The sequence below is a fragment of the Pararcticibacter amylolyticus genome (genome assembly GCF_003130405.1).
GTDB lineage: Bacteria > Bacteroidota > Bacteroidia > Sphingobacteriales > Sphingobacteriaceae > Arcticibacter > Arcticibacter amylolyticus.
The window spans coordinates 83,632-107,827 of record NZ_QEAS01000005.1 but is presented as its reverse complement, the minus strand read 5'-3'; the positions used below and the strand labels follow the sequence as shown (position 1 = coordinate 107,827).

The window sequence follows — 24,196 nt, the reverse complement described above, 5'->3', positions numbered from 1 at the left end:
CGCAGCAGATTTCCAGGTACAGGTTTGTAACGAATTCTAACTAAGAAAATTAATTGATCTCTGATCAAACTGATCAGCCTGAAGAGCGTTACTACCTTAAGTTAAATTTACCGCGATATTCTATTGGATAGCTTAAACAAAGGAGAATTCAAATTCTCTAATGACACTTACAAACAGGATTTTGAATTGCTGACAAAGGCGCTGGACGCCTCCCTGTCTGGTATTATCATTACAGATAACCAGCAGCCCGACAACCCGATCATTTATTGCAACCGGGCTTTCGAGCAGATAACAGGCTATAAACGGTCTGAGATCATCGGTCATAACTGCCGCTTTTTACAACAAGAAGATCGCGATCAGCCCGTCCGTAGTAAAATGCGTGAGGCTATTGAAAACGGCAGCGACCTCGTGGTTGATATCCGCAATTATAGAAAAGACGGCACGTTGTTCTGGAACGAACTGTACATGTCGCCGATAAGGGACAGCAAAGGTAGAGTAAACTACTTTATCGGCGTTCAGAATGATATTACCCGGCGTAAGAAGGCTGAAGACGAGTTGAAGGCGAATCAGGTTAAAATGGAAAGGCGCATCGAAGAACGAACCAACAACCTGAGAGAAAATGAAGAATATTTATCCAGTATTGTACAGACAGTCCGGGAGAGCCTCGTGGTGCTCTCCCGGGATCTGAACGTACTTAGCGTCAATGATCACTTCATCCGTACATTTAAGGTTTCCCGAGAAGAAACTGAAGGCAAAAAATTATATGATCTCGGCAACGGGCAGTGGAATATTCCTGAATTAAAAAAATTACTGGAACAGATCCTGCCGACTAATAATCCGGTTACTGATTTCGAAGTGACACATGATTTTCCCCATATCGGCAGAAAGCTTATGTTACTCAATGCGCACCGCATCGAACTGGAAGGTCAGTATAAAGACCGCATCCTGATCGCTATTGAAGATATTACCGACAGACGGGCTATTGAACAGCGCAAAGATGATTTCCTGTCCATTGCCAGTCATGAACTAAAAACGCCGCTGACCACCATTAAGGGATATGTGCAGATCATCAACCGGTTAACTGCCCATTATAGCGACGAAAAATTGAAGAGCGCAGTGGGTAAAACGTCTATGTACGTAGAACGGTTGAATAACCTGATCGGCGAATTGCTCGATGTTTCCCGCATACAGGCTGGTAAGATCGAACTCCATAAAGAGCCGTTTGACTTCGACCAAATGGTTCGCGAAGCAGTCGAGGGGTTTAGCCAGGGAAGCCGTTCCTACCAGATCACCATCTCAGGCCAAACGAATTCAAACGTTAATGGCGATGAATCTCATATCACTCAAGTGGTGACCAACCTTTTAAGCAATGCTGTGAAATATTCACCCGACCATAAAACCATTCATGTGCACCTGTCTGTTGTTAGTGATTATGTAAAACTGGCTGTCACCGATCAGGGGGTCGGCATCCCGAGGGATGAGCAAAACAAGATCTTTGACCGATTTTACAGGGTCGGCGATATCCAACAACGCTTTCCCGGCATGGGTATCGGCCTTTATATATGTGCCGAAATTATCCGTAACCACTATGGAACCCTTTGGGTAGAAAGCGAGCCGCAGAAAGGCTCCACATTTAGTTTCACTCTGCCTATGAACAAATCCGAAGGAGGAACTGATGCGCGCTAAAATAATGATCTGTGATGATGATGAAGGCATACTGGATCTCCTGGAACTCGTACTGCGCGACGAAGGATATGAGACAATACCGGAGATAAATAGTCTGAATGTAGCCCAAATCGTTGACCGGGAGCACCCGGACCTGCTGCTGCTCGACCTGTGGATGCCGGTACTTTCCGGCGATCAGGTACTGCGCACACTGCGTGATAATCCAGCAACCAGGGAGCTGCCGGTCATTGTCATATCAGCCAGCAACGACGGCAGGAGTATTGCAATGAACGCCGGAGCGACTGACTTCGTGTCCAAACCATTTGATCTGGATAAACTCGTTAATCAGGTAAAAAACCTTATTAACGGAACTTTAGATTGACAATTCGTGCTAGCCCCCTTAGAGGGGTTAGCACGAATAAATACAAGTCTATCAAATCTATTTATATCCGTTTAAACTTAAAGGCATCAATGTTGGAAATGTCCAGGCATAGTCGTGTTTTCCATACATAACAGGGCGATGTGGGGCAACATACGCGCGATAATCTTCACTGTCATATATATTACTCATGGCCTCCAGTAAATTCGCAGGCCAGAACCCGTACATAGAATGTACACTGCCCGTTACCGGATCTTTGAAATACTTCCATTCCTGAGGATGCTGGTTATAGTATAACAGGTAATCAAGCGCCTTCTTAACTGAAGCACCATTCTTTTCGGCGAAAAACAAATTTTCACCCGTCTCATTGTAAATCACCCACATCGATGCCGTCAAAGGTGCCAGCGAGAAATAAGTGTACCAAATCCCATTCCCCTGCCGCTTCACCTCTTCCACCATGTGGCCGTCTTCTGCTATTTTATCAAAAAGATCTTTTTTGATAAGACGGATATCTTCCTGCAGATCTTCCGCATCATCTAAGTAAGCATTCGCCAGCACTGACGCCAGTCTCGACCAGTCGCCCGAGTTATTATCCCGGAAACGAATACTGTTTGCAGCGTGACGAAACACATTTTTAGTCCACACCTTGAACTGCTCCTGATCGGCAGTTCTCCATCTTTTATAATCCTTCAAAAGGTCTGCAGCGATCATAAGCGTAGTCCCGGAGTATGACATCACCAGGGAACCGTCCATCTGCGAGTACTTCCTGTTCATTTTTGCCCAGGAATTCATAAAATACAGTGCTCTGTCTGCATATTTTTTCTTCCCGGTGAATTTCCAGGCAAGGGCACAACTGTAAGCCGACATCCCATCTACCTGCAGTCCCACAGATAACCGGCGATGTCCTTCTTTATCCTGGTAGAAACCAGGAACACTAAAATCCTCCACAGCGTGGTGCCTGATAGAAAATGAGGAATCAGCCCTGTGGATTAACAGGCTAAAAGCCGATACATAGGGTTCTTTCCTTTCTTCTAACTGCTTTTTCACAAAATCAATCTGCTCCTGCGGATGCATAGCCGCTCCTGCCGCTAACACAAAGTCCGGCTGCATACTCGCCAGTATACCAACCAGTATCGCGGCTAATGTATTAAAAATTCGAAATCTGAGTGTGTGCATTGTATGATTATAAGTGCCTTCCTGATTTATGGTTTATATTCTTTAATCTGCTCAACCGGCTGTAAAACTCTATGAGTCTTCTCTACAGGGATGCTGGCGTTCAGAACAAAAGTCCCCTTCTTCTCAATATCTCTTGAAGAGAATCCAATCCGGACTTCATACCTTCCTGCGTCAGTAATCCACTCAGACCGGTCAGAATAAAAAGATGCCAGATCTGCTCCTTTTATAGAAAACCGGATCTGCTGGGATTCGCCGGGAGCCAATAATTTGGTTTTAGCGAACGATTTCAGTTCCTGGGCTGGTTTATCCAGGTTTTTAACCGGCGCAGAAACATACAGCTGCACAACCTGCCTCCCGGCTACGGTTCCGGTATTCTTAACCCTGCAAGTCACTTCAAAGTTACCATTCGCAGATGGCCTGCCTGGTCTAAAGTCTGTAACAGCAAATTTCGTGTAAGACAGACCGTAGCCAAACTCGTAGCTTACCGGTACTTTAAACGTATCGTGATACCGGTATCCCACATAAATACCTTCCTGATAGGTCACATTCAACGGTTTCTCAACTGGTGTTCCCGGGAAGTTTTTTGCCGATGATATATCCTCATAATTCACCGGGAAGGTAGTGGCCAGTTTTCCGGAAGGATTCACCTTTCCGCTCAAAACATCAGCGACCGAGTTTCCCGCTTCCTGGCCGGGCTGCCAGGCAAGCAGAATGGCATCCGCACTCTCCTTCCAGCCTTTCATATCAATTACTCCGGCAACATTCAGAACGATCACCAGTTTCTTCCCCCGTGCGTGGAAAGCAGCTGCAATTTTATTCATTTGTGCAATCTCGGCAGGCAGTAGATGATAATTCTTTTCCAGATCACGATCAGAGGTCTCTCCCGAATTTCTTCCTATTGTTAGCACTGCGATATCACACTCTTCCGCTTTTTTAAAAATCACACTATCCTGTAGCATCAGTTCCGGTGCTGCCTTTGGCCATTTCGCCCCTGCGGCCATTTGATCTGCAGAATCTTTCGTAAAGTATCGCAGATAATCCCTTTTAAGGTCCGCATCCGGTTTGTAACCGGCATTGCCGATCCCCTTTATTACCGAAATCACATATGCTTTATTCACATCGCCGCTTCCCCAGCCTCCGGCTATTGTTTTGAATGAGGTATTCCCAAAAACAGCAATACTCTTGACTTTACTGCCGAAGGGCAGTGTCTGCCTTTCATTCTTCAGAAGTACCATGGCTTCGGCCCCTGCCCTTCTTACTACTTCAGCGTGTGCTTTTAAATCCGGCTTGTCAGAATAAGGACGCTTATTGAAAGTGGGGGATTTTAAAATGATATTCAGGATCCTTTCAACACTGCTGTCCAGGGCCTGCATACTGAGTGTCCCATTTTTTACTGCAGCAACGATCATATCCGATTGTCCGGGCCTTCCCGGCATAATAAGGTCATTTCCTGCTCTGATCATAGCAGGACGGTCTCTTCCACCTCCCCAGTCAGACATGACAAACCCTTCAAATTTCCACTCATCCCGCAAAATTGTACTCAGAAGGTCGTAACTTTCGGCAGTAAAAATTCCGTTAAGCTTGTTGTAAGATGACATCACTGTCCAGGGATTCGATTCCTTTACCGCAATTCTGAAACCCTTCAGATAAATCTCACGCAATGCCCTTTCCGATACAATAACATTCACACCATTCCTGTTGGCTTCCTGGTTGTTCCCCGAAAAATGCTTGATAGAGGTTCCTACCCCGTTCGACTGGATTCCCCGGACAATGGCTCCCGCCATTTTTCCGGATATCAGGGGATCCTCAGAATAATACTCAAAGTTCCGCCCATTAAGCAGATTCCGGTGGATATTCATACCGGGAGCTAAAAGGATATCTATTCCGTATTCCCTTACCTCATTTCCGAAGGCACGCCCCACTTCTTCCACCAGCTCAGTATCCCAGGTAGATGCCAATGACGTTCCTACGGGAAAGGCAGTAGCATAATACCTCCTGCTCTTATCAGTTTTACGGACAACGTTGATACGCACTCCGGCAGGTCCGTCACTCACAATAAGCGCAGGAATACCAAGACGGGGAATGGCAGCCATAATTCCTGCTGCTCCCGGCACTTTCTGTTCTGTAAAACCGATAGTCGTCCCGGTATCTGCTGAAGATGCCTTTTTCAGTTCGGTGGCGCCAACAACCAACTGCGCTTTCTCCTGAATCGTCATCGCTGCAATTACCTCTTTGACTGTATTCTTTCCTAACTGAGGAGCATTCGTTTGTCCCTGAGCAGCAAAAGAGAATAAGAGCAACGCAAAAAGAAAAAATGTATATGACTTCATTTTAATAGTTTACTTACTGAACACCTGTGCAACATATAAAGAGTGGAAAACCAGCTCCCATGCAGAGAGTAAATGTCAGCAATAGTGAATCATTTGGGCTAAAATAGACAGCAACTCCCGCAGAACGTGACAAAAAAGAACCTGTTTTATCTGGGAACGATCCCGTAAAATGGAACCGTTCCCACAACTCTCAGAGAATACATTACAAGTGTTGGATTTTATTTCTTTTCTGATCAGCTATACCGGTGGGATAGCGATAGAGTTTAAGCTATTTCCAAACAAGGTTTTCAATTAGTAATTTTGCTGCAAGCTCAGCCGGAATAATGAAGAAGCTTCACCCGGTATTGATGCTGTGGAAGCTCCGGCAATGAAAAGATGCTGCAAATCCGGAGTGCTGAATGATCGCTTTACTTATTCCCAATAACAACGGTATCATGGAAAACAATCAAATCTCAAAAACGAGCCGCCTTACAGGCATCATCATGCATTGGTTAGTCGTTTTATTTATGTTATTCGACGCCATTATCAAATTTATCAAGCCCCAACCAGTGATCCGGACTACCGTAAATGAACTGGGCTACAAGGAGTATCATATTCTGATTCTCGGCTGTACAGCCCTTATATCTACCATTCTTTTCATCATGCCCCGAACCAGGATCTTAGGTGCTGTTCTGCTAACAGCCCATCTTGGTGGAGCGGTCGCATCGCAAGTACGTATAGACAGTCCTTTATTCAGTCATATGCTGTTTCCCGTATATATAGCAGTATTGATGTGGGCAAGCATCTGGCTTCGAAACAATCGTTTAAGGGAAATTTTCCCTCTTGTAAAAAAATAAACAGACCGTCATGCCTGCCATAAAAGCTGTTTGTCAGAGACGTCGTTAGCATAGTCAAAAAATGCAAAACAAAACCGAATGCCCACACCACAACAGCTCCAGCAAATTTTTGCTCCGTACTACGATGCTGAACTAAGTATCTGGGAAACATTTTCCAGGAAGATCATCATCCGGCAGTTCGGGAAAAATGAAATCATCAAAGACTACGATGAAATCGAAAAGTATCTGAATATCATTGTTACCGGCTCTGCAGGACTCTTTGTATGGAATGGCAAAAAAAACATCTGTATCAACCTGCTGTACGAAAACAGTTTTATGACCGATTACTACTCTTTCCTCAAACAACAACCTTCAGGCATCAAAACAGAAGCTCTGGAGGATTGCACCCTGTGGTCTGTCAGCTGTCGTGATTTAAACGAGCTATATTCACGCAATGAAATCGGTTTACGGATCGGCAAAAGCATCTCCGAAAGTATGTTTTTATGCAAGCAGCAGGAGCAGATCAACCTTCTGACTCTAAGCCCGGAGGAACGCTATCTCAGATTGATCAAACAACGCCCTGAAATTTTTAAGCGTACGCCACTCAAGATTATCGCATCTTATTTGGGACTGACGGCAGAAAGCTTGAGCAGGCTCAGGAAAAGACTTGTTGAATAACAAAACTTACCTATCGTCAATTTTACATAAGCCTGTTATCGCTATTTTTAGGCGCTCAAATTCCAAAACTCAAGACATGAAAAAAAAGACCCACATTAAGGGCATTATCTTGTTTTATATAATTGCTGTTCTGTTTCGCTATCTGGCAGTTAAAACAACCCTTCTTAATTTTACAGACAACGGGTATCTGATAATACTGCTGCGGGGATGCGGCCCCGCTATAGGAGCCTGGGTGGCCGTCAAAGCATTCCGCATACCGGTTCGATTTTCACTGAAAGGCAACTATAATAATATACTTTTACCGTTCGTGATCTTCTGGATATTACCCGTAGTACTGATAGGCACAGTAAGCAGTATCCAGGAAAGTAAATTCCCGGTATTGCTGCTCTTCACCGTTCTTGTGTACGGCCTGCTCGAAGAGATTGGCTGGCGTGGATTCTTGCAGGAACAGCTAAAACACTTACCAAAATTTCAAGCTATTAGCATCATCACGGTGCTCTGGTTTGTCTGGCATCTGAACTTTGAAGGGACCATCACTAACTTAATTTTCTTTGGCATTCTGTTCTTCGGCACCTGGGGAATAGGCAAAGTGTACAGCAGCACCTGTTCGCTGCTTGCAGTGGCCGGCCTCCATTCGCTGAACAATTTTTTCAGGCATGGCCTGCACAGAACAGAATTAATATTAATTGCGGTATTGCTGGCCATCTGGATCAGTTTCATTATCTGGTATAACCGGAACTATAAAACTATAGCAGCTAACCGGGGCATTTCTGATAATAAATTTACCTCTGCTGAGAAACATTAAAAATGACAAGGCTATTTTTCACACTGCTTTCCCTGTTAGCTACCGCTCAAATTTTCGCACAGACCGATCTTAAACAGCGGGTTGAACAAATAATCTCTACTAAAAAAGCCGATATCGGCGTTTCAATCCAGAGTTCAGGAACCGGAGAAACCATGGATATACGTGGGAATCAGCACTATCCTATGATCAGCATCTTCAAATTCCATATAGCTCTGGCCGTTTTAAATAAAGTTGACAACAAGCAACTTTCCCTGAAGCAAAAGATTTTTGTACGAAAAGACGAGTTATTGGAAGATACATGGAGCCCCTTCAGAGAGAAGTATCCGAAAGGTGATATCCAGATCACTCTGGAAGAAGCACTACGCTGGACTGTTTCTCATAGCGACAATAATCTGGGCGACCTCTTGATCAGGCTGGCAGGGGGCGTAAGAGCGATTTCGAACTTCCTGAATGATCCCTCCTTCATTATCAAAAACAATGAAGAAGAAATGCACAAAAGCTGGGACGCACAATTTCTGAACACTACCACCCCTAATTTTTCGACGCGCCTGCTTGATGATTTTTACAACGGAAAAATCCTGAGCAGGAAGTCAACGAAATTGCTCTATGAAATGCTGGTGGAAACATCGGTAGGCCTGAACAGAATTAAAGGTAAACTACCGAAAGAAACAGAGGTAGCCCACAGGACAGGAAGTTCTTTTACCAATAAAGAAGGACTTACAGGGGCCATAAACGACATCGGGATTGTAAAGCTTCCGGATGGAAATTATTTCATCATCTCTGTATTTGTTCACAACACGACCGAAAGGTATAAAGACGGAGAAGAAATAATAGCAGATATCGCGAAAGCGGCCTGGGACTATTACACTTCAGGCATCGCGGGACGCCGGTAATATCATACAGGTGTTGCCAGCTCCCGTTCAGGTCAGGTGTTTTTAACCAGGACTAATATTCACACTTTCCCTAAAAGCAGATGTTTGTTTACATGCGAACGTCTTAATTTAAACTCGGTGTTCAGGACTATTTTTTGTGACTGGGAATGACTTTGTCCGGGGTTCAGCCTTTCCAGCAAAAGGCTGATAATACGACCGGCAATTTCTTCAATTGGCTGAGCTATGGCAGTAATTGGAGGAGCAAACAATTTAAAAACGTCATGATCGTCAAATGAGATCACCGCCACGTCCTCGGGTATCTTCAAGCCCAATTGGGTCAGAGCTTTTAATCCACAAATTCCAGCCTGAACTGCGCCGAAAAGGACAGCGTCAATATTCTTATTCTTACTAAAATACTCGTTCACAGTCTTTATCATACTGTCCTCGTCGGGATTATAATCAATTTCCAGAACATGAGCTTCCATTCCCTCCTGCCCGATCGCTGATTTATATCCGGATAAGCGGCCCAGCATCTGCGTTTGTAAAGAGGAGAATGTGATAAATGCGATGTTTTTGAAGCCCTGATCTATAAACAGCCTGATAGCATTAAACGCACTGGACTCGTTGTTTATTTCAACATAATCAGCGCCGGCATCAGGTAAGTTCCGGTCAAACAACACAACAGGCATGCCTGCCTTTATTAAAGCATTAATTTCGCTACCAACGTCTACCGGCGGAGAAATAATACAGCCGTCCACGTTTCTTTCCCGGAAAACCTCAATGAGCGCCCGTGTTTTTTCGGTGTCGTTATCTGTACTGCAATAAAGGATCCGGTAGCCTTTTTTATAGGCAGTGCTCTCCACTAGTTTAGCTATATCGGCAAAAAAAGGGTCCGAAATACTCTCAACCATTAAACCAATAATATTAGACTTACCCGTTCGTAGTCCGCGCGCTATTGGACTGGGAGTATAGCCAACTTCTTTGACAAATTTCTCTACCCGGTTTACCAGTTCTTTACTGATCCTCTTTTCTTCCGCTCTTCCATTAAGAACAAATGACACTGTACTTTTAGAAACATTAAGCTGGTTAGCAATATCTGCAATTGATAACTTCTTCACTATTGTTTTTTATTAAATATACTTTAAAAAAATAAGGCGCTGCCATGGTGTATAGATGTACCAGGATTACCTTTTAACTCTCAAACTTTTGCTCTTTCAACCAGCCGCGGATAGAAAAAACCAAAAGCAAAAACAACAAGATAACAAATGATGGGCAGGTAATATGCCTTAGTCACACTATGGTTAGCTATCAAGCCCATCAGAGGAGGAAAAAGCCCTCCCCCTACTACTCCCATAACAAGGAACGAGGATGCCTGCTGCACATCCTTCCCCAGATTCTTCAAGCCAAGGCTGAAGATCGTGGGAAACATAATGCTGAAAAAGAAGTTGATGGATAATAAGGCAGCAAATGACACCCACCCGGCCCCCTGCGCAACTATGAGACACATGACAACATTCGCCAATGCAAATATAGCCAGCAGGTGAAAGGGAGTTATAAATCGCATTAAAGCAGTGCCAACAAACCTCCCTGCCATTAGCATTGCGATACTTAATGAAAAAAAATATCCCGCTTTCTCATCTGTAAACTGCATCACTTCGTGACCATAATTGATGAAGTAGGCCCAGGTTCCTCCCTGTGCTGCCACGTTAAAAAACTGAGCGATTACGGCAAACAGGAAATGGTTCTGAGAGAATAGCCTTTTATCACGCAGGTTATTCTTATCTGGTAAAGAATCCCTGGTATCTTCCGTATGACTATTTAATGAAGAAGGAACGCGTACGAAAAAAAACACCATTCCCGCCAATAGAATAACAAACCCTATAACAAGATAAAGGTTCTTGACAGCTAATAGATCCGACTGATCGCTACCGGAAGTTTTCAATATAAAAAAGCTACCAATAGCCGGACCTATAACGCCGCCTAAACCGTTAAAAGCCTGACAAAAATTAATACGACGATCACTAGTACTTTCCTCACCAAGCACAGCAGCTAAGGGATGAGCCACCGTTTCCAGGGTAGCTAATCCGCATGCCAGGATAAATAAAGCAAGAAGAAAAAAATTAAACGATCGCGCATCAGCAGCAGGAACAAATAAAAAGGCTCCGCTTGCGTACAGAAACAATCCAAGTAATATACCTTTTTTATAACCAAACCTTTTCAAAAAAATCCCTGCAGGGATACCCATTACTGCATAAGCACCGAACATCGCCAGTTGAACTAACCCGGAACGGGATTTCGAAACATTTAACTCGGCCTGAAAATGTCTGTTTAAAACGTCCCCTAATGTAAGGGCTACCCCCCAGAAGAAAAACAGAGTAACCACAAATGAAAAAACCGTTCGGTATCTCTTTTCTAGAAAATTGGCGCGCGAATTCATAAAAGGTTAGTAAAGATGCAAAAATTCTACGATCAATTCGTCTGAATGAATTAAAGCAACTTCACCCTGATAAACCGGGGACGATAAAGATATGGGTTCCTTTTAAGGTCCTTTATAAAATCTACAGAGTTAACGTTGTAGCTAATCAGAAGCTCTCCGGGAGCAGACAAACTGGGGTGTGCCTTGGCGTTATACATGATGTAAGTCTTCTCCTCCGCATCTTTACTACTATCCCAAATCTTAATAACAGGCCCAAATGGCCCCGCCGGGCTGGCACCTAAACGCAAGCCAACCGTAGTTCCTATCCCACCCAACTGGAATACAAGTGCAAACCGGCCATCAGGCAAGGGGGACACACTCAATTCATTTGAAACACCATCGGTCACGGCTGCAGCTTTGTGAATGTTTGCGTTCCAAGCTTTACCATCCCAGAAACGCCATTGCCCAAAACGCTCAAAATCTCCGGGCTTTACACGGGCTACCAGCAGGTTCTTCGACCTCCCCCTTACACCGTAGATATAAACGTAACCATCAGGAGAAGGAGCCCCCGAGCCTTTTGTATTATCAAAAATCCCCGCTCCAAAAGAGCCTATATCATTATCTCCGTCCTGTAAAAAGAAAGGGGTATCCATTTGCTGATAATCAGAGAACGGAGGATTGGAACCCGCCGGTATTTTGATCAGTGTATTCCCGATTTCTCTGAAACCGAAAGCTTCCTCAGAAACATTATGAATCCGATAGCCAAATATATACAGAGTGTTATTCAGTGTTCGGTTTATAAAACCATCCCCTAACCAATAATAATCTCCCTTTTGCGTTTTTGGAGTACTGGGTTCAAATACAGATTCGGCATCTCCTTTTGAATTTCGCTTCCAGTTAAATTTCATATTCTCAGACAATGGACTGTTTCCATTCAATATTGCAACTGAATTGTGGATCATCCTAAAGCCGTCCCGGAGCGAATCGCTTTTAATGGTCCCAATCATTGAATCGCTAAATAGGAAAAGCGTTTGAGTGCCCTGACCTGCGGATTTATTTTCGGGGGAATTCAGTGGAATAGTGTAAATCCCATCTCCTCCGAACCAGCCTGAATTGCGCCTGAAAAGTGCGGACCATTCAGGCGCCTCTTCTACCGAATACTTCAAATAATTCAGATCTTTTTTCTGCGCAAATAACTGGCTGCAAAAAGAAAGAACTATGACGATTGCAATTAATCTTTTCATAAAGAGATCAAGATAATTATTTTTTCAGGATACGATGCTGAAAAGAATGCAGCGGGGATCTCAACCTGCTTTCATCTTGTTGGTTGAGTTGAAAAAGGTGCTAAAAAACATCGCCTGGTACTTTATTGAATTACACCAGTACTCCCACGAGTGACCGCCCGGGCGGGAGGTATAGTCATGAGGTATTTTGCGTTCCAGGAGTTTTTCGTGCAACTGATTATTATACAGGCAAAAGAAGTCGTCGGCACCGCAGTCGAAAGTTAAAGCGAGCGAATTACTCTTAATCATATGAAGCATATTCACGATGCTGTTTTGTTCCCACCTTTCCGGATATCGGCTGTACTCACCCAGAACCTTATCAAGTCCGAAACTGTCAGGAAAAGGACGAAGATCTACCCCGCCACTCATACTGCCGGCAGCTCCAAATACATCCTGATGCCTGAACGCCAGGTAGAGTGCCCCATGTCCACCCATGCTTAACCCTGTGATGGCCCGGCCGGCACGATTGTTTACAGTCGGGTAATGTTTATCAATATAAGTCACCAGCTCTTTAGCAATGTAAGTTTCATACCGGGAACCTTTCTCTTCAGGGCTATCAAAATACCAGCTTGCAAAATCGCCATCAGGACAAACGATTAACATTCCGTATTCGTCTGCCAATCGGGGCAGTTCGGAGTCTTTCTTTATCCAGTCGCTATAGTTCCCGCTATATCCATGCAGCAGATATAATACAGGATATTTTTGAGAGGAATTGTACCCTGCAGGTCTGATAACTACATCTTTTATGCTCTTATGCATACTCTCACTATAGACAGAAACAGTATCTACAGTCGCCGCGTCCAGTTTAAAGGAAAGCACGATGAAGTGGACCAGGAAAATGCTGATTTTTTTATTCATAAATTCAAAATAGTTAGTGTAGCTGTTAATAGATGGATCACATCAATCACAATGTCATCTCGATCCTGATATCATTCTTTTCCAGAGGAAAGTGTCCGATAGCAGAGCTCGCTGCTTTCACCCCGTTTACATACATATTCTTAAGTTTTGCTCCGCGGCCTTCCACCGAAATATTCAGGTACCGATTACGGTATTTAAGATCGTTAATTTGAATCTTCGAAATATTTGCAGGCATAAACGGTTTGAAAGTTATTCCCTCAGCATCATTAAACCTCATACCGACCACTCCATAGAGCACCATGTCAATATAAGCAGTAGCCGACCAGGTTTGTCTTTTACAGGAAGGTGTTAATTGATTACTCTGCCAACCTCCGAAAGCGGCTCCGGTATAGGGACTATATATCTCACGGAAATCCATGTTGCCCTTATCTTTATCTATTGCCAGGTGTGTAAGACTGTTCAATTCATGCTCAAACTGGTGGTAATTTCCGGTATGAATTGCCGCCTTTGCAAAAAATCCATTGACCATCGGCCATATAATGTTATTATGGCGCCCCGGAGTATCAGGTGAGTATCTCGGAAAATCCGGATAGATAGAAGGGATTCCAAATTTGGAAACGTGAGCTTTAGCAATAACTGCCTTTGCCTTTTTTATATCGGGAATATCAAAAAGGGCGGCAAATGCAATACCGAGCCCCTCCTGTGACCGATCGGCTTTGCCGTTGTGATCTAACAGATAACTAAAAGTATTGGTGTTATGCAGTTTTTTGAGAATGTTGTCTTTGAGATGTACCGCTTTTTTACGAAACGTTCCTTCTTCATGTACTCCAAGGATTTGACTCATTTTTTCCAGAGCCTTATAAGCCGCATAATAAGTTACATTGGTACTAAGACATTTAATCCGGTGGGAATTTGGGTGATCCAGAACAAAAGTCGACAGGTTCCCGGGGTCAAAAATGGGTTCAGGATAACCGGCAATGCCGTCGTTGAAAACTGAGGGGCCCATAAAAAGACCGGAATGCAGATCGAGCTGAGTATCTTCTAACTGCTTCATCGTGTTTTTACTGCAGATAAAAGCCTGCTTCAAAAACATCCTGTCGCCGTTCACATAATAATGATGAAGCGCTGCAATTGACCAGATAATCTTATCCCAGTATTGATGACCGATAGTATCTCTATTAATGGTAACACTCCAGAGCGACTTCTCCGCTACCTGCGGCCATAAAAGACTGGCAGCGTTCCATGAATTAATAGCAATGTCCCTGGTCCATTCTCCGCCATAGTCCCCGCCTGCCGCCAATATTCCGTCCCGTACATTCCCTTCCACTACCTTTATGGCAAGACTAAAAGCTTTTTCCAGTTCTTTATTATCCGAAACAATTGTCTGTGAATAAGAATGGAAGGACGCAACTGTCAGGATTCCGAATACAAAGATTCTGGTCCATTTCTTTCTAAAATATTTCATTTGAAGTAGTGATATATGATATTTGTGAATTTCCTGACAGTTTATCTATCGTTGTAAGGGCTTAAAGCAAGCTTATATCCGGATGCTAACAGGCTGGGATCAACTTCTATGCTCAGCTCTTTCGATTCACCCTGCATCAACGTAAAATAGCTGTCGCTGATAATCGCAGGCAAGATCTGACTGCCATCTTCCCGGAGCAACTGTGCTCTTATACCAAAAGCGGCTGACTTCACCGAATGGTTCGTTACTCTGTAGTTTAACACCTTATTTATCTTGTTTACTGCGGTATTTACCTTTGGTTTACTGACGATCAGCATCCCGTTGACGGAGGGAAGGTCGTTTAGCACTTTATAATCCTGATACTTACGACCAATCCAATAGAAATTTTCAGACAAGAGCTTTCCCCTTTTATCCTTCAGCTTAAGCTTCAAAAAATAAACGTCTGAAAAACTGGACTCGTCCCCCTCTTTAAAAGCGATAAAGGCTTCTGCAGCAGAAGTAGCCGGCACATCCAGTACCCTTCTCTTGCCATAAGAAGCGACCTTCCTGCCGTCTGGTTTATACACTTCGGCTTCCGCAAGCACCTGCCTTAGCATATAAGGTTTGTTATTGATTACTTTCACAGAACTGGTTGCCGGGTTCCACTGAATGTGAATGGGTTCGCATGCCGATTTTGCTCCAAAATAGGCGCCGGTTAAATCGAAGTAGTAATCATACGTTTGCCATATCATGCTTGGATAGGCCGACTGGCTCATCCAGATCAGCATTCCGGAAGCATCCTTCCACATGTGATCGTTCCATGCCTCATACATTGCCTTCATCGTCTCCAGATTGAGAAGCTGCGCTTTCCTGCAGAAGTCATCCAGGGACTTTGAAGGACCATAGCTTTGGTTGATGTCCTGAATATACCTCACCGGTGTCGCTCCTCCCCCCAGTTCACCATGAGTGCTGAAAAAGTGCCTGGCCCACATATTTGTTTTGCTGTCAACGGCTTCAGGAGTTGGAGGAAGCCAATATTCCTTTGGCATAAACTTCTTAAAGCTCTCCACATTTACGAAAGTGGCCATCCCAAGCTCACTGCGCATTCCCCAGCTATCTTTTGAAAACAGGTAACCATTATGCGGGTCCGTAAAGTATGTCCGGGGGTCAACGTTACCCCATAAACCACTGCCTGATAAATTCCGGCTACCGCCCTTAATCGAAAAGTTGGGATTCGTGATCCCGGCATTTGAACGTGGAATATATAATTTATCAGTCAGGTCATTTTCTCTTACGGCATTTTTTATCGCCATATTCAAAGCCCCTTCAGGATCTCCGCCCGGAACTCCTTCATTGGCCCCGCACCAGATGACAATAGAGGGATGATTCCTTAAGCGCTTCACTTTTTGAACAGCGTTTACCCTGAATACTTCGAGGCTATCGATCGGCCCGAAGTTGTTCAGCCAAAAATCATCCCATACCATAATCCCGTACCGGTCGCAATAATCATAAAAATCCTCATCGGTAACTTCGCCGGTCCAGTTGCGGATCATGTTATAATTCATTTCTTTATGAAATCTGATTCTTGGCTCATAATCCTTACCTCTCACCTTGAGCATATAATCCGACATTCCCCAGTTTCCCCCTTTTACCAGGATTGGAACATCATTTACATACAATTGTACTGGCCCGTTCAGAGAGGTCGTATCTGCACTTACCTTCCGGATTCCAAAAGTTTTTGCTACGGCATCTGAGCTCTCACCATTCTCTCTGAACTCAAGTTTGCACGTATAGAGATGCTGCGTGCCGTCGGATTTTCCGCCATATCCGTTTGGCCACCATAGTTTGGGTTTTTTAACTGAAAGCTGGGGAAAAGCCTCCTTACTAAAAGAAACACTCTTCGTGCTGGCCGCTTCTAACGTAACGAGCCGGTTTACCTTTATATTTCCGGGAGAGATGGTTGCGCTTAAAACTCCGGAAACCGGGTGGCTGGCCACGTTTCGCAGGTTAGCCTCAACTGTAAGATCGGCACGTTGTTTATCCGGCAGAGCTGTTTTAATCCATGGATCTTCCACCGAAACATTCCCCGTCATGCTAATGGTTACACTGTCTGTAATCCCGCTATTATAACCCGGAACCGCGGGCATCCAGTCCCAGCCGGCACTACTCAGATACGTAGGTGCTTCCCTGTTCGCCAGGCCCTGCCCATGAGTGGCCTTGTAAAGAGGCGGAACAACAAGCACCAGCAAAACATTGATATCTCTGTTTAATTGCTGAGTGATATTAAACTTAGCTCTTCTCATCAAGCCCGCTATACTGCCAACAGGTTTACCATTCAGAAAGATATCGGCTCTTTTATTCACTCCGTGAAAGTTCAGCCAGACCTGTTTCCCCTTCGAAAAATCTTTACCGGAAAACTCTGTGCGATACCAGTACGGTTTGTTGTATTTCGAATGATCTGCCTGATATATGTTTTCACCATAATCCGGATCTTTTTCTTTGCCCGCGACTACATAGGAATGAAATATTGTACCGGGAACAATTGCTTCTACCCACTTATCGGTATTAAACTGCGGCGATGAAAGTACCGATACCCCGGGCACATCACTTTCGGGAGCAGTCTTCCACTTCAGCTGTTTATACCGGCTTTGCGAAAATACCACCTGGTGCATCAACAGCATGGCGAAAGACAGGCAGATTCCTTTTAATTGATTACTCATTACTAAGTCTGTTAAAGCTTAAGTCCGTCAGGTCTATAAACGGCTACCCCTACACGCGAATCTGCACATCCGTAATATAAATACCAGGTATTCTTCAGATACGCCATGCCTTCAATAAACACCGTACCGGCCGGATACTGGCCGCTCTTCTCGAAAGGTTCTGAAGGAACAAGAAACGGTTTGTCTAAACGAGAAACCAGTTTTGCAGGATCATTCAGGTCAAAGAGTGCTTGTCCTGCGCAATAAGCGTTTGCTGTATACGCCTTATCCCCGTCTGAAGCATGATTCTTTCCGTTGTAGAGTAATACAATCCCTTTTTTTGTAACAATGGCAGGAGGCCCGCACTCCGTCAACTGACTATCAAAATAACCAGGGCGGGGAGACATCAGCTTCACAAGTTTTCCCTCCCCGTCAACAAGCGGCTTCCAGTTTATCAGATCTTCAGATGTAGCCCCATAAACATTTTCTTCCCCCCAGTACATCCAATATTGTCCTTTTATCTTCGTAACAACCTGACCCTTATCTGTGAGTTTCGTCACAATGGAGGCCGATTTAGTAGCCATATTATAGAACTTTCCGTCATAGGCCTTCCTGAATGCAGGGCCATACTTTGTCCAGTTCTTCAAGTCTCTTGAAACCGCTACTCCCAATCTCGGCACTTTATTATTCCACATAGTATACAGCATGACGAAACGTCCGTCTTCCGTTGCCGCCACCCTCGGATCTTCGCAGCCGCCAAACCATTCATGCTCTTTCTCCTTATCCTTGCCGGGAAAGAAAACAGGCTCTTCATTTCGCCTCATTTTAAACCCATCGGAACTTTCGGCAAGACCGATCCTTGATGTACGCTGGCCTATTCCTACCCCCCTTTTATCTTCCGCCCGGTAAAGCACGTAGATCTTTCCGTCCCTCACCGCGGCAGCCGGATTAAAGGTATCATTAACCTCCCACGCAACCAGTTTATCAAGCATGGGACAGTTAAACACGGAAGACGCTTTTGGAGATATGACGGGATTCACGTTTTCGGGTCTGACAAAAGGGCCTAAAGCCCAGTCAGGTAATACTTGTCCATTAGAAGAAACCGCCCAAAGTAACAGCCATACCAGTAATAACTTTTTCATAAAATACTTTAATTAAGTGTGCGTGAATTAAGTATGCGTACGTATTAATAATCGAACGAAGGTGGCGCGGTCTGTGTTCCCCAGGTTTTATTGGGGACATCAGACAATTTGAAAGTTAATGTCCCCCCGTTTTCAATTTCCTTCCAGGAAATCCAGGTACCATTAAGCGGTTTTCCATTCAGCTGAAGATCATTAATGTAGGTTTTGTCGGGATTGCCGCCTTTAATAACCAGTGTTCCCTTTGCGAGATGTACCTTAATCTCCCCGAAAGAGGGACTGTTTACAGAAAAACCACCCACAGCCGGAATCACCGGGAACATCCCGATATTTGCAAAGACATAAAAAGCTCCCATGGCTCCCAGATCGTCGTTTCCCGGAAGGCCGTTAGGACGGTTAGAATATTGTTCTTTTATAATCCGCTTTACTACATGCTGCGTTTTATAAGGCTGCCCGGTCCAGTTATATGCCCATGGCACCTGAAAATCCGGTTCGTTTCCGGAGGCAAACCACTCTTCATGATAGTTTGCATTCAGCTTGCTAAAGAATCCATCAAGCCTCTTCTCTGCCACCTCTTTTCCCCCAATGGTATCAATTAACGCCTTCCAGTTATAGGGGATCATCCAGAAATAGCCCTTATAACTCAATTCCCTCCAGTCCTCGTTATAAGACTTCCAGCTTCCGTCTTCGTTTCGTGACCGCAGCCAGGTAGTTTCAGGATTATACAAATTTTTCCAGTATTGGGCACGTTTCAGGTAGCGGCGGTAGAGGCTGGAATCCTTAAAAGCCTGCAAAGCGAACTGGCCGATAGAAAAATCGGCCGAAGTATATTCCAGCATCATGGAGGCATTCATATAGCCTTTTTCGAGATACTGCTTCAGCATCGGCCGGGTTAGTTCTTTCTGGGACTTTGTTTCCGGATCTTCGGCACCCCGCCGCATAATTTTCAAAGCCTTACTCAAATCGAAGCGGTTAGCGCCGAAAGCATAAGCATTAGCGACTAATATCGAAGTCGGGTCTCCCTGCATGATTCCGGTTTCCGTGCTGTTTAATACCCATCTTGGAAATCCTCCTCCGGCCTGTTCAGCAAATGTGATAACAGAGTTCATCATATCGGAAGTCGCCCTGGGAAACAACATGGCAATGAGCTGTACCTGGGTGCGATAAGTATCCCAGTTACTAAAAGCAGTATAATAATTCCCGCTGCTTACCTTATGAACCTTGTAGTCGGCTCCGATATACTCGCCATTAACATCGTTATAAATATTCGGATGAGTAAAAACATGATAAAGGCCCGTATAAAACTGTACTGCTTCAGCAGGTTTACTTACTTCTATTTTGCCAAGACATTTATTCCACGCAGCCTGCGTTTTAGAAACCACTGCATCAAAATTCCATGCATTGTTTTCCGATTTGAGATTTTGACGTGCATTTTCAAGAGAAACATACGAAACTCCCACCTTGTATAAAACTTTCTTCTTTACCTGCGTATTGAAAGTAAAATACACTCCGGAATTTTCTCCCTCAGCCGCTTTAACTGAGGGCCGGAGACTGGCTCCTTCCCAGGTGCCATAGGCACTTGCAGGTTCGCTGAATTCAGCTACAAAATAAAGCTTATAATTGGCTGGAGCACCGCAGAACTGGCCTCCGTCGGCATAGCCCTCAAAGCTTTTCGAACTGGTGATCTTAACACTGGCTTCCGAAACCTTTGTTGCATTTATCCCGGTTCCTATGATAATAGTGCCCTGATTATTTGTAAAACTAAACCGGCCCATCCCTGTACGGGTAGTAACACCAAGCTCGGAAACTACCCCTTGGCTACTTTCAGACTTATAGTATCCGGCAACAGAACGCAGAATCTTAAATCCAGGTCTGAAGGTTGTCATGGAATCCGGCGACACTTTCAATGCTCCGTCTAAAGGAATAAGCGGCATATTTCCCATGTGTTCACAGCCCGCCCCACTCATTTGATTGATGACAAAACCACGGTCCTCATTAAAAAATGTGGTGGTAAACTGAACCATCCCAAACGGCGACATGGCACCGGGAAATGTATATCCGGCCTCGAGGTATTGCTCATGCTTCCCGTGCCCTTTTCCTTTAGAACCAATTTGAGTATTTACAACATTGGCGTAATCAACACTCTTGTTGGACTGGGAATGGGCTAACGTGGCAGAGCCGATCAGAATAAGTGACAATATTTTTCTTAATGGAAGTTTCGTATCAGGGGAAACCGGTTTCGAAAAGAAAATCATCGGAGTTTTTTTAAGTTTATAAATAGAATACGAATATATCAATAAAATCGATTTAGCACAACGCATACGGTGAAACAATTCTTTTATTTCTGTTTTTCTTCATTAGGTTGGAAGGAGAATTTGGTTAGAAACAGTATGGCTAAACCAACCAGTCCTGATATGAACATAAATGCACCGATCAGTTCGGCCTGAGAAAAAGAGAAACCCGCTATATGATAATTCAGATTATCCTTGATCTGCTCGATCAAAAGCCGCTCACCTCCATTTATAACAAGGTACAGTGAAAACATCAGCCCCGGGATTTGCAGTCTGTCTTTAAAAGTCCATAAAAGCAAAAACAGGAACAGAATGATCAGCGCTTCATAAAGAGAGGTGGGATAAACAGGCTGCGGAAGCTGAGAACAAAACTCTTCCCTGCAGCCGGGGATGTACTCTCCCTCCTTTAAGACGTTATGAGGATAAGTGGTAGCCCACATCCAGTCCGGCAGCCAGGTAATGGGTTTAGCATTCAGGTTTACTTTTCCCCAGTCACCATCTCCGGAGAGATGACATCCTATCCGGCCCACCCCATACGCTACAAGCATACCCGGCGATCCTATATCTGCAAGGTCTATTAAACGCATGCCATACCTGAATCCTGTAACAAGATAAGAGATTGCCCCAAATATGAGGCCTCCGTAAAAAGTCCAGCCTTCAGCGGAAAAAAACATGTCTATAGGATCTTTGAAAAAAAGTGCCGGCTTTTCCAGGCAACTGAAAAGCTTTGCTCCTATGAATCCCCAGATTGCAGCCCATAAGAGCAACTTATCCATCAACTGAAACGGATGCTCCAGCTTTCCCGGCCTGATGCGTGAAGGCGACAGCTTGACTATACCCAAACGCTCCTTCCGGATGAATTCCAGCCTGAAGACATAACAGGAGGCAACAAAGGCCAGTACAACAAATAATCCGAATGTTTGTCCCGGGATCTTAACATCCAGGCCTGTCAGATACTTAATAAGATGAGACAAAGTTGGAAACATACTATTAGAGAATTAGATCACGAAAGAATTTGTACCTGATTGAAGCCCGTAGCTCTTCCCTCCCCACTCAAAAACACCAGTAATTCCAGATGGAAGATTGATATTGATTTTCCATTTATCTCCTTGCAAATGGGAACTGACGGCTACGGTTCCCTCCGGGTGGGGAACCAGCCCTCTTACTTTAGTCAGCGAGCCCAAATGGGGTTTGATTCTCACTTTGCTGAATCCCGGAGCATCACTGTCCACTCCTAATACAGTTCTGAAAAACTCAATATTCGGACTTGCTCCCCAGGCATGACATTCAGAGCGAACAGTTTCCAGACTGGAATCTTCTGCCCAGGTTGTCATTCCCAGGGCGATATTCTGACGCCAGATATCCAGCCACTGCATATAATCATTTCCAAGACCAGCCTTTACAAGTGCCTGGTTAAGGTAGTATTTGAAGTAAACGGTGCACTGTGTTAAACTTTTGTCCTTCAACATACTTTCAGCAACTGCCTGCATATCATCAGGGCTTACGATGCCGGCAAGTATAGCCAGTGAATTGACGTGCTGGGAGAATCCCGTCTTTTCCTTTGTATCAGCGTACAGCTTTCTGCCCGGATCCCAGTATTTCTGCTGGATGGTATTCTTTAGCTGCGCGGCTTTTTGACCGTAGATGGACGCATAATCCTGCAAGCCAAGTTTCGCCTCCATTTGGGCGGCCCATTGATAGGCTAACAAGAGCTGCAGATCATGAATTGCGGCACTGCCGTCTGACCCCCTGACTTCTCCGGCGAGGTTACCCGCCCAGTCAACAAAGGTCCAGTACGGTGTATCTTTCAATGATCCATCCGCTTGCTGATATCTGGAAAAAAAGTCAAGCACACCCCGGACTCCCATAAGTTTACCTTTGACAAAATCCGGGTCGTTACGGTACATCCAGAAATCGTGTAACATCCCGATGTACCACAAAGAAAACGGAGGTATTACCTGTGTGCCCTTTGTTGGATAGCTGCTTCTTGTGACCCCTTCCGGCAAACGTGAGTGGTCAATCTGGATAATGGCATTCCTGGCCAGCCGGTCATCATCTGTATTGAAGTAAGAAATCATAGCCTGAATACGAGTATCACCGATATATTGCAGCTGTTCGTAATAGGGGCAATCCATATAAGTCTCCCAGGCATTTAACCTCGCTGTACGCCAGCCAATGTCGAGTATCTGCCTGATTCCGGCATCCTGAGAGTCGAACACCGCTACCCGTTTAAAAGGATAAGCTGTAAAAGTCCCGTAAAGGTCTTGAATGACCAAAGGCTCGTTCTTAGTATGGATTATGAGACGAACATAACGATAAGTACGAAAGTTCAGGGTAGTGAAGGATTGGTCATCAGTCCCGTCAGCGATCAGGCTATCAATCCGCCCTATAAACTCTTTCCCTTCTACTTCATTCCGGTTGCTTTTTCGCCTTCCGTTACTACCCTTGTCATAAAGAGTTTCGGCATAGCCGATGGAAATTCCCGCATCCTTTCCTCTGCTAAAATTTAGCGTAACGTAAGCATTTGTTTCATAGGTCTGGTCAAGCAACAGGACAGCCGTTGTATTGGCAGGGATTGTGAACGGAGCTTTTTTTGCCGGAAAAGCTGAAGGCACTTTTACACCAGTGGCACTTCTTAATTGCGGAATTCTGAGATAAGACATTTCCCTTGCAGGCAGGATTGACGGAACCAGCGCCCATTCAGTTCCCCACGCCTTACCCTTTGGTCTTCCATCAGCTACTTTTTCAGTAGCAGGCCAGGAGGCATCATCATAATGATTTGAAGTCCAGTCACCCTTAACCGTTTGCTTCATATCGACCATTTCCCCTTTACTTGCTGCAAAAAAATAACCAGGGACCGGCTTGTAGCCCATATTCCGGATGCATTTCCATGTATTATTCGTATTCAGGATCTCCTCAGTAGACGATCTGCCCTGCAGAATGAACCCGGTACGAAAACTAATCTGAGCTTCAGGCCTGAACTCCGCCTCGTTAAAAACAAGGGCTGACACTGTATTGCTTCCGGCAATAAGGTAAGGGGCCAGATCAACAGTTTCATAGTTCCAGGAATAACTATCGCCACGGGCAGGACCCAGCGATACCAGCTTTCCATTGACATATAATTTATAACGGTTGTCAGCCGATACATAAACAATGAAAGATGACGGTTTGGAAGGGATGTCTACAGTTTTACGAAAATGATAAACCCCGTATTCGTTCCCGGTAATATTTTTTGCTGCGATCCATTCGGCATGCCATTTAGACTGGCTATAAGCCAGGTTTCCTGTTAATATGATAACAATGGTAAAAAAACTCCTGAGTAAACGTTTCATCTGGTTTTAAATCC

General features: G+C 44.5%; 18 protein-coding genes. 6 read left to right on the top strand and 12 right to left on the bottom strand.

All coding sequences use genetic code 11. The features are described 5' to 3' along the window. The first annotated feature begins 123 nt into the window (after positions 1–123). Both DDR33_RS07670 and DDR33_RS07665 read left to right on the top strand, forming a co-directional pair. A complete protein-coding gene (locus DDR33_RS07670) occupies positions 124–1,686 on the top strand; it encodes a PAS domain-containing sensor histidine kinase (protein WP_109415190.1) in 1,563 nt (520 codons plus the stop codon). Continuing rightward, a complete protein-coding gene (locus DDR33_RS07665; RefSeq protein ID WP_109415189.1) occupies positions 1,676–2,047 on the top strand; it encodes a response regulator in 372 nt (123 codons plus the stop codon). The genes DDR33_RS07670 and DDR33_RS07665 overlap by 11 nt, the downstream gene beginning before the upstream one ends. Before the next feature lie 57 nt (positions 2,048–2,104). On the opposite strand, the gene DDR33_RS07660 is transcribed toward DDR33_RS07665, so the two are convergent. Beyond that, the gene (locus DDR33_RS07660; protein ID WP_202913678.1) at positions 2,105–3,220 is read right to left on the bottom strand and encodes an alginate lyase family protein; all 1,116 of its coding nucleotides are present in this window, start codon (positions 3,218–3,220) and stop codon (positions 2,105–2,107) included. 26 nt (positions 3,221–3,246) lie between these two features. Continuing rightward, positions 3,247–5,550, bottom strand: a complete 2,304-nt coding sequence (locus DDR33_RS07655; protein WP_109415188.1) for a glycoside hydrolase family 3 C-terminal domain-containing protein — start codon at positions 5,548–5,550, stop codon at positions 3,247–3,249. Positions 5,551–5,984: 434 nt separating this feature from the next. Between DDR33_RS07655 and DDR33_RS07650 the strand changes: the two genes are divergently transcribed. The 4 genes from DDR33_RS07650 to bla all read left to right on the top strand — a co-directional run bounded on the left by DDR33_RS07650 (position 5,985) and on the right by bla (position 8,741). After that, positions 5,985–6,386: a DoxX family protein gene (locus DDR33_RS07650; protein ID WP_109415187.1), complete on the top strand. Its 402-nt coding sequence runs from the start codon at positions 5,985–5,987 to the stop codon at positions 6,384–6,386. A 78-nt stretch (positions 6,387–6,464) separates the two neighbouring features. Then, positions 6,465–7,043, top strand: coding sequence for a Crp/Fnr family transcriptional regulator (locus DDR33_RS07645; protein ID WP_109415186.1), 579 nt, complete (start codon positions 6,465–6,467; stop codon positions 7,041–7,043). A 76-nt stretch (positions 7,044–7,119) separates the two neighbouring features. After that, on the top strand, positions 7,120–7,848 hold the full coding sequence (locus DDR33_RS07640; RefSeq protein ID WP_109415185.1) for a CPBP family intramembrane glutamic endopeptidase: 729 nt from the start codon (positions 7,120–7,122) through the stop codon (positions 7,846–7,848). Between the two features lie 2 nt (positions 7,849–7,850). After that, positions 7,851–8,741 (top strand): class A beta-lactamase, subclass A2, encoded by an 891-nt coding sequence (gene bla / locus DDR33_RS07635; protein WP_109415184.1) that lies wholly within the window; start codon positions 7,851–7,853, stop codon positions 8,739–8,741. A 59-nt stretch (positions 8,742–8,800) separates the two neighbouring features. On the opposite strand, the gene DDR33_RS07630 is transcribed toward bla, so the two are convergent. The 10 genes from DDR33_RS07630 to DDR33_RS07585 form a co-directional block, all read right to left on the bottom strand. Further along, the gene (locus DDR33_RS07630) at positions 8,801–9,838 is read right to left on the bottom strand and encodes a LacI family DNA-binding transcriptional regulator (RefSeq protein WP_238387710.1); all 1,038 of its coding nucleotides are present in this window, start codon (positions 9,836–9,838) and stop codon (positions 8,801–8,803) included. A gap of 80 nt (positions 9,839–9,918) precedes the next feature. After that, positions 9,919–11,103 (bottom strand): L-fucose:H+ symporter permease, encoded by a 1,185-nt coding sequence (fucP, locus tag DDR33_RS07625; RefSeq protein WP_317047427.1) that lies wholly within the window; start codon positions 11,101–11,103, stop codon positions 9,919–9,921. A gap of 104 nt (positions 11,104–11,207) precedes the next feature. Then, positions 11,208–12,380 carry a DUF4185 domain-containing protein gene (locus DDR33_RS07620; protein ID WP_109415181.1) on the bottom strand — a complete coding sequence of 391 codons (1,173 nt, stop codon included), beginning with the start codon at positions 12,378–12,380 and terminating at the stop codon, positions 11,208–11,210. Between the two features lie 60 nt (positions 12,381–12,440). Then, positions 12,441–13,277: an alpha/beta hydrolase gene (locus DDR33_RS07615; protein WP_109415180.1), complete on the bottom strand. Its 837-nt coding sequence runs from the start codon at positions 13,275–13,277 to the stop codon at positions 12,441–12,443. A gap of 46 nt (positions 13,278–13,323) precedes the next feature. Next, entirely contained in the window at positions 13,324–14,742 is a 1,419-nt protein-coding gene (locus DDR33_RS07610) for an MGH1-like glycoside hydrolase domain-containing protein (RefSeq protein ID WP_109415179.1), read from the bottom strand. Between the two features lie 41 nt (positions 14,743–14,783). After that, positions 14,784–17,441: a glycoside hydrolase family 2 protein gene (locus DDR33_RS07605; protein WP_109415178.1), complete on the bottom strand. Its 2,658-nt coding sequence runs from the start codon at positions 17,439–17,441 to the stop codon at positions 14,784–14,786. A gap of 11 nt (positions 17,442–17,452) precedes the next feature. After that, on the bottom strand, positions 17,453–18,562 hold the full coding sequence (locus tag DDR33_RS07600; protein ID WP_109415177.1) for a glycoside hydrolase family 130 protein: 1,110 nt from the start codon (positions 18,560–18,562) through the stop codon (positions 17,453–17,455). A gap of 44 nt (positions 18,563–18,606) precedes the next feature. After that, complete coding sequence (locus tag DDR33_RS07595; RefSeq protein ID WP_109415176.1) at positions 18,607–20,814, bottom strand: GH92 family glycosyl hydrolase; 2,208 nt, start codon at positions 20,812–20,814, stop codon at positions 18,607–18,609. Positions 20,815–20,897: 83 nt separating this feature from the next. Beyond that, on the bottom strand, positions 20,898–21,836 hold the full coding sequence (locus tag DDR33_RS07590) for a prolipoprotein diacylglyceryl transferase (RefSeq protein WP_109415175.1): 939 nt from the start codon (positions 21,834–21,836) through the stop codon (positions 20,898–20,900). Positions 21,837–21,848: 12 nt separating this feature from the next. Next, positions 21,849–24,182 (bottom strand): alpha-L-rhamnosidase-related protein, encoded by a 2,334-nt coding sequence (locus tag DDR33_RS07585; protein ID WP_109415174.1) that lies wholly within the window; start codon positions 24,180–24,182, stop codon positions 21,849–21,851. Positions 24,183–24,196 lie beyond the last annotated feature (14 nt).